Here is a 6,794-nt window from a genome sequence, read left to right as displayed (position 1 = left end):
GCGGAGAATAATCAGGTGGCGCCGATGGCGCCGGTTCCTGGGTGGCTTGCTGGACTGATCAAGCTGCCGGGCTACACGGGCGAGGCAACGGCCAAGGGCGACGGGGTCATTGTCGACAACGCAACGCAGCTCGATCCTACGATCAAACCGAGTGGGTCGCTGATCTATCCGATGCCGGACGCCAAGACCGTGAATGACTGGATCACGGCGATCATTCCGGATCAGGCTCAGGGGCTGGTCGATTACATCACGACGGCTGTAGGTAAAGACAGGTCAGATTCAGGGGCGGCATCAGTTCAAATTGATGAGCGCCGCGTAAATCATATCTTCCGCCCTGAAGAGGGGCATATTGCTGATACGCCCGAGAACAGAAAAATTCTGTTGGATGTTGCAAATAACCCGAATGCGATACTGGGGTCGCCTGATAAGTATGGGAAAACGTGGGCGGCAGAAATTCGCCCTGACGGTTCTCAAGTATGGGTCGAGATGAGGAACGGTGTGGTAACAAACGGTGGTATTAACGAGACTCCTCGTTCATTTGATCCGGCAACAGGGCTAGCTTCACCGACCAAGCCCGGATGGAGTAAATGATGGCAGAGCAAATTACCTTAGAAGAAGCATTTAAGGCGATGTTTGTGTTTTTGGATCGTTACTACGATAGAGGTGGTGGCGGGGAGCTGGCTGATGTGTTGAGCGATATTCAGTTGATGAGCGACGGAAAGCCGGCGGATCCGGCTCAGTGGAAAGACTGGATTGACGCTGTAAGTACGGTCAAATCCGCATGACAGAGCAAACCCGGCTGCGGCCGGGTTTGCTGTTTGTGGGTTTGTTACTCGAACTCAGGTGAGATGGAGAGGCAGTGGTTTCGGAAATCGAAGGCGATGCGCATGCGCTGCCCCGGCGAGAAGCCTGCGTGTTTGAGCCAGAGGTCGGCGATCTGCATCCATGGAATGAAAGGCGCTGGCGGGTTTGACGCGCCGTAGTCGGGCAAATCGCGCAAGGTCACGCCGATGCTGTCGCGAATGCGTGGGCGTGCTGGACGTGGTTTAAGATTGGCGTCAGCCATGATCAACTCCTTGTATGAGTTGGTGGTGGTCAGCGGGCGGTGAGTGTTGGCGCACTCACTGCCCGCGCTTCGTATACGTCACTTCAATTTAGACGACCAGCGTTCGGCTTCGTACTTGATGATCATGCCTTCGAGCAGTTGCTTGATAACGGACTGCTGCTTCTTGGGCATGTTGGCGATAGCCTGAAACTGCATAGTTAGATCGGCGTCGGCGTCCAATTCCTCCTCCTCAAAAATCAAAGAATCGGTGGTAACACGCAAGGTCTTGGCGATCTTCTTGATAGCCTCCAAGGACGGTTGCGAGGTACCGGCTTCGTAGCGCTTGATCTGTGTGATATGCAGGCCGATGGAATCGGCCAGCGCCTGCTGGGTCAGGCCCTTCTGCTTGCGTAGGGCAACGAGTCGTGCGGCGATGCTCATAGTAGAAAACCAGTGAGTCGAGAACGCCACGATCGTATCCCCGCGAAAACTTCAAACTTGACATTGGTAGCATACTAGACACTAAAATACAGAACAAGAGATTCTTGACAGGTTTTTAGCCAAAGGACGGATTCATGCCTCGGATACCCGATGCCGAACTGGAACGCTTGAAGCGCGAGGTGTCGCTGTTGCGGCTGATCGAGTCGCAGGGCCACGAGCTGAAGAAGCGCGGCAAGGATTGGGTGATGCGCTGCGTGTTCCATGAGGAGGCCACGCCGAGCCTGTCGGTGTCGGAGGTGAAGAACGTGTACCACTGCTTCGGCTGCGGGGCGTCGGGCACGGTGCTGGATTGGGTGATGAAAACCCAAGGCGTCTCACTGCCGCACGCGGTGCAGTTACTGCGTAACGATGCGCCGTTGCCGGGGGCGGACAAGGTTGGGGTGCAACTCTCGCGGGTGCGGCACTTGCCGACCTTGGCCGCCGATGCGGATGAACTGGCGCTGCTCTCGCAGGTGGCCGACACGTACCACGGGAGCTTGAAGCAAAGCCCGGAGGCACAGGCGTACTTGACGCAGCGGGGCTTGGTACATGGCGAGGTGATCGATACGTTCCGGCTTGGGTATGCGAACAAGAGCCTGACGTACCGGCTGGCGCCGGGCCATGTGAAGGAAGGCCGCGAGGTGCGCACGAAGTTGCAGCGCGTGGGGGTGTATCGCGAGTCGGGCCATGAGCATTTGAACGGGTGCTTGGTGGTGCCGGTGTTCGATCTGGAAACGGGGGCGGTGCGGCAGATGTACGGGCGGCGCATTGCACCGGGTCACAAGATTCCGGCGAGCCAGCCGAAGCATCTGTATCTGTCGCTGCCGCTCTCGGGGGTGTGGAACGAGGCGGCGCTCATCGCGAGCCGCGAGGTGATCGTGTGCGAGGCGCTGATTGATGCGTTGACGTTCTGGTGTGCGGGGTATCGCAACGTGATCGCGGCGTTTGGGGTGAACGGGTTCACGCAAGACCACTGGAACGCGTTGAAACGGCACGGTGCGGCGCGGGTATGGATCGCGTATGACCGGGACGATGCGGGCAACGCGGCGGCGGACAAGTTGGGAACTGAGTTGCGCGAGGCGGGGATCGAAACATGGCGGGTGTTGTTCCCGAAGGGGATGGATGCGAACGACTATGCGCGCAAGGTGGCACCCGCTGAGAAAAGTTTGGGCGTGCTGTTGCAGCAAGCCGAGTGGATTGGCAAGGGCAAGCGGCCCGCGGTTGCGGCGGTGGCTGAGTCGATGCCCGTTGAAGAAGTGACGAACGCAAAACCACCCTCTTCTTTAGCCGCCACAGCTGAGCTGAGCGAATCGGCGAAGCCAGCCGCAGTGGAGGCGGCTAAAGAAGAAGATGCGCTGGTCAAGTCGGCCGATGGTGATAGGGCGAAAGCACAACCGGAGACGCCGCCGCTGCCCGCCGCGCTCGCGCTGGAGACGGTGGAGGCGCTGGACGTGAAGGAAAGCGCCAGCGGCGAATTGCTGTTCACGTTCGGAGAACGGGCATGGCGCATACGCGGCTGGCAAAAGAACCTCGGCCCTGAGCAGATGCGCGTGAATGCGCAGGTACGGCGCCAGGGTGTAGATAGCGCGTACCACGTCGATACGTTGGACGTATACAGCGCGAAGGCGCGAGGCTTGTATTTGAAGGCGGCGGCCATCGAGCTCGGTTCTCAGGAGGACACGCTCAAGCGCGATCTCGGGCGGATTCTGTTGAAGCTGGAGACGTTGCAAGACGAGGCGATCCGGCAGACGTTGGCGCCGAAGGAAACGGAGATCCGACTCGATGCGCTCGAGCACGCGGCGGCGCTGGATTGGTTGAAGTCGCCGGAATTGATCGCGCGGCTTGAGGCGGATATGGCGCGCTGTGGGGTGGTTGGCGAGCGCACGAACCTGCTTGCTGGCTACCTTGCTGCCGTGAGTCGCAAGCTGGATGCGCCGCTGGCGGTGCTGATCCAGAGTTCGAGCGCGGCGGGTAAGTCATCTCTCATGGACGCGGTGCTCGATCTGATGCCGGACGAGGAGCGGATTCAATACAGCGCGATGACGGGCCAGAGCTTGTTCTACCTGGGCGAGACGGATTTGCAGCACAAGATTCTGGCGATTGCCGAAGAGGAAGGCGTGCGGCAAGCGGCGTATGCGTTGAAGCTGTTGCAGTCCGATGGCGAGTTGACGATCGCGAGCACGGGCAAGGACGAGGCGAGCGGCAATCTCGTGACCAAGCAATACACGGTGAAGGGGCCGGTGATGCTGATGCTGACGACGACTGCGATTGACGTTGACGAGGAATTGCTCAATCGGTGTCTGGTGTTGACGATCAACGAGAGCCGCGAGCAGACGCGCGAGATCCACGCGCGGCAGCGGGCCAAGCAGACGTTGGAGGGGTTGCTGGCCGAGACGGATAAGCAGCACATCGTTGAGTTGCATCGGAACGCGCAAAGGTTGTTGAAGCCCGTGCATGTGGTCAATCCCTACGCCGAGCAACTGACGTTCATGGACGACAAGACGCGCATGCGGCGCGACCACATGAAGTACCTGACGCTGATTCGCTCGATTGCGCTGTTGCATCAGTATCAAAGGCCACAGAAAACGGTTACACATCGCGGCGAGACGCTGACGTATATCGAAGTGACGAAGGCCGATATTGCGTTGGCGAACCGGATTGCGCATGAGGTGTTGGGGCGCACGCTGGACGAGTTGCCGCCGCAGACGCGGCGGCTGTTGACGATGGTGCAGGCGTGGGTCAACGAGCGGTGCGCGGCCACCGCGCAGAAACAGAGCGAATTCCGCTTCACACGGCGCGACGTGCGCGAGGCGACGCGCTGGGGCGATACGCAACTGAAGGTGCATCTGGCGCGCTTGGTCGAGCTTGAATATGTGCTCGCGCATCGTGGTTTGCGGGGTCTCACGCACGAATACGAGTTGCGCTATGACGGCGTGGACGATGGCAAACCGCACTTGATGGGGCTGTTCGATCCTGATTCGCTGAACAACGATGCCAACGGGTCGGGGCAAAACGCTGACCGGTCGGGAGATGGTCGGCCCCTGGCCGTGGCTCGGTCGGGGGCGGTTGATCCGGCGTCAAGCCATATGGAGCAAGGCGTAGCGGCGGAACCGGTCGAGGTAGATGAAAACGCGTGTATCGGGGAGAGGTCTGTGGGTCCTTCTTTAGCCCGCGTTGTTCAGTCAGCCGTTATGGTTCGGGAGGGCATGAACGATGAATAAGAAGCGTCAGGCGGGCACGCCGTGGGGGGTGATCGGTCCGGCCGACGATGCGCAGAGCCTGTATCACGAGATGGTGCGGCACTTGGATTGGTTGAAGGTGAGGCGCTACAGCGAGCGCACGTTGCGCACGAAGGAGGCGCATTTGCGTAAGTTCATCGAATGGTGCGATGAACGTGGGCTGACGTATCCGCAGGAAGTCACGCGTCCGGTGCTGGAGCGGTATCAGCGGCATTTGCACCTGTATCGCACGCCGAAGGGGCCGCTGTCTGGTCATGGTCAGATACAGAGGTTGGTCACGTTGAAGGTGTGGTTCAGTTGGCAGGTTCGGCAGCACCGGATCTTGAGTAATCCGGCGGCGGACCTGGAGATGCCGCGGCGGGAGAAGCGTTTGCCGAAACACATTCTGTCGGCGAGCGAGGTAGAGCGGATTCTGAACGGTGCGGATGTTGGCACGCTGTTGGGCTTGCGCGACCGGGCGATGTTGGAGACGTTTTACAGCACGGGAATCCGGCGTCTGGAGATGATCGGGTTGCAGCTGGAAGACGTGGATTACGAGCGGGGCACGCTGATGGTGCGTCAGGGCAAGGGGTACCGTGACCGTCTGGTGCCGATAGGCGAGCGCGCGCTGGCGTGGGTGAGGAAGTACGCGGATGAAGCGAGGGCGGAACTGATGCCGTCGCCGGAAGAGCGCACGCTGTTTCTGACGACTCACGGCGGGCCGTTGGGGGCGACGCAACTGAGCACGCTGGTGAGCGGATATATCCGTGCTGCGGGGATGGAAAAGAGCGGATCGTGTCATCTGTTTCGGCATGCGATGGCCACGCTGATGTTGGAGAACGGTGCGGATGTTCGGTTTGTGCAGGCGATGCTGGGGCATGCGGATTTGAGCACGACACAGGTGTATACGCAGGTGGCGATCCGGGCGTTAAAGGAGATTCACACGGCGACGCACCCGGCGCGGCTTGAACGGGACGTGAAGAAGGGGGATGCGGCCATCGACGCCGAGCCAAGGCGCGAGGGCTGATTAAAAGTGTGCGGGCCTGGCGGCCCGAAGGCTAAGTAAAGTCCAGCGGCCTAGCGGCCGGAGTGTACGAAGGGCCGGGGGTAAATCGCCCGTCCCTGCGGGCCGGGCGATTTAACATAACGCTCGGAAATTAGCGAAGGCCGGCAGGCCTGAGCCAGCAGATTGCGAAGGGCTGCTGCGGCTCAGGCCTGCCGGCCTTCGCTAATTTGCGTTATGTCTGGCGCCCCCGGCCCGAGTGTGGCGCGCGATGCGCGCATGAAGAAGTCGGGGGCCGCATGCGCGGCCAAGGCGTGGAGTACGAGAAAGACAGAGTCAGCGCGCGCAGCGCGAAGAGGTTGAGCCCCGCCCGCCCGGCAGTCTGCTGCGCGCGGCTGCGGCCCTTGCGGGCCTCCGCACGTGCTCGCAGCCCGCCTCCCCGTCCGCCCCCAAGGGGCTCCCCAGTTAGCCGCCTGACGGCGGAAAACAACCCCAAACGCAAAAGCGCGGTTGTGCATGCGGTGCAAGCCGCGGAGTCGTCTTGCACCGCAGTGCCGAGCGTGAACAACCATCGCCGTCAAGGCCAAGCCCTACGGGCGCGCGTTGCGCGGCCTTGACGGGTTCGGGCGTGGGTGGGCGTTGCTGCGCGCGGCGTTGGTTGAGTGTCACGCATCCTGAGCAGTATTGCTAAGCGGTAGCGCAGCGCGGCGGCCGGGTGCCGCCGCGTTTGCCGTCGAGCTGCGATTCACGCAGGTCCGCGCGGAAGTGGAGCGGTGGTTTGCACGCGCCCTGTTCCGCCGGGTTTGCCGTCGGCCTTCGGCCGCCGTCAAACCCGGCGGGCTGAAGCTGCAAATTGAGATGAGCGGAGTGCGTCCTCTGGCAGACTTGCGTCCCGAGGCGAAAACCCGCGTCGGGGCAAAAAGTTGCGGCAGGGGGAGCCCGTCAGCGAAAACGGGTTTGCAAGTGGTTGAAGCGTCGGGGAAAACTCGGCTTCGACAACGGCGCGCGAGTCGGGTGATAGAGAAGCGGAGAATAATCAGGTGGCGCC

The 6,794-nt window shown here is 61.1% G+C and carries 5 protein-coding genes and 1 pseudogene; 4 read left to right on the top strand and 2 right to left on the bottom strand.

Features of this window, described 5'->3' with window-relative positions:
• Together J3489_RS38210 and J3489_RS36635 are read left to right on the top strand one after the other, a co-directional pair.
• A pseudogene (locus J3489_RS38210) lies at positions 1 to 591 on the top strand (hypothetical protein); the annotation flags it as partial.
• Entirely contained in the window at positions 588 to 785 is a 198-nt protein-coding gene (locus tag J3489_RS36635) for a hypothetical protein (protein ID WP_207005681.1), read from the top strand. The pseudogene J3489_RS38210 and the gene J3489_RS36635, both read left to right, overlap by 4 nt.
• Before the next feature lie 44 nt (positions 786 to 829).
• On the opposite strand, the gene J3489_RS36630 is transcribed toward J3489_RS36635, so the two are convergent.
• On the bottom strand, positions 830 to 1,066 hold the full coding sequence (locus tag J3489_RS36630) for a SymE family type I addiction module toxin (RefSeq protein ID WP_207005680.1): 237 nt from the start codon (positions 1,064 to 1,066) through the stop codon (positions 830 to 832).
• Between the two features lie 78 nt (positions 1,067 to 1,144).
• The gene (locus J3489_RS36625; RefSeq protein WP_242540600.1) at positions 1,145 to 1,486 is read right to left on the bottom strand and encodes a helix-turn-helix domain-containing protein; all 342 of its coding nucleotides are present in this window, start codon (positions 1,484 to 1,486) and stop codon (positions 1,145 to 1,147) included.
• Between the two features lie 134 nt (positions 1,487 to 1,620).
• Here J3489_RS36625 and J3489_RS36620 point away from each other — a divergent pair, with 134 nt between their 5' ends.
• Entirely contained in the window at positions 1,621 to 4,746 is a 3,126-nt protein-coding gene (locus tag J3489_RS36620; protein WP_207005678.1) for a CHC2 zinc finger domain-containing protein, read from the top strand.
• Entirely contained in the window at positions 4,739 to 5,770 is a 1,032-nt protein-coding gene (xerC, locus tag J3489_RS36615) for a site-specific tyrosine recombinase XerC (RefSeq protein WP_207005677.1), read from the top strand. Before J3489_RS36620 ends, xerC begins: the two co-directional genes overlap by 8 nt.
• The last annotated feature ends 1,024 nt before the right edge of the window (positions 5,771 to 6,794 follow it).

It is taken from the genome of Trinickia mobilis (assembly GCF_017315705.1).
GTDB lineage: Bacteria > Pseudomonadota > Gammaproteobacteria > Burkholderiales > Burkholderiaceae > Trinickia_A > Trinickia_A mobilis.
The sequence above is the reverse complement of the archived record's forward strand: the minus strand, read 5'-3'. Positions and strand labels throughout refer to the sequence as shown.

Bases quoted from the DNA above. Each gene is read 5' to 3' on its own strand.
- J3489_RS36635 (WP_207005681.1), top strand. From the start codon at position 588: ATGATGGCAGAGCAAATTACCTTAGAAGAAGCATTTAAGGCGATGTTT.
- J3489_RS36630 (WP_207005680.1), bottom strand. From the start codon at position 1,066: ATGGCTGACGCCAATCTTAAACCACGTCCAGCACGCCCACGCATTCGC.
- J3489_RS36625 (WP_242540600.1), bottom strand. From the start codon at position 1,486: ATGAGCATCGCCGCACGACTCGTTGCCCTACGCAAGCAGAAGGGCCTG.
- J3489_RS36620 (WP_207005678.1), top strand. From the start codon at position 1,621: ATGCCTCGGATACCCGATGCCGAACTGGAACGCTTGAAGCGCGAGGTG.
- xerC (WP_207005677.1), top strand. From the start codon at position 4,739: ATGAATAAGAAGCGTCAGGCGGGCACGCCGTGGGGGGTGATCGGTCCG.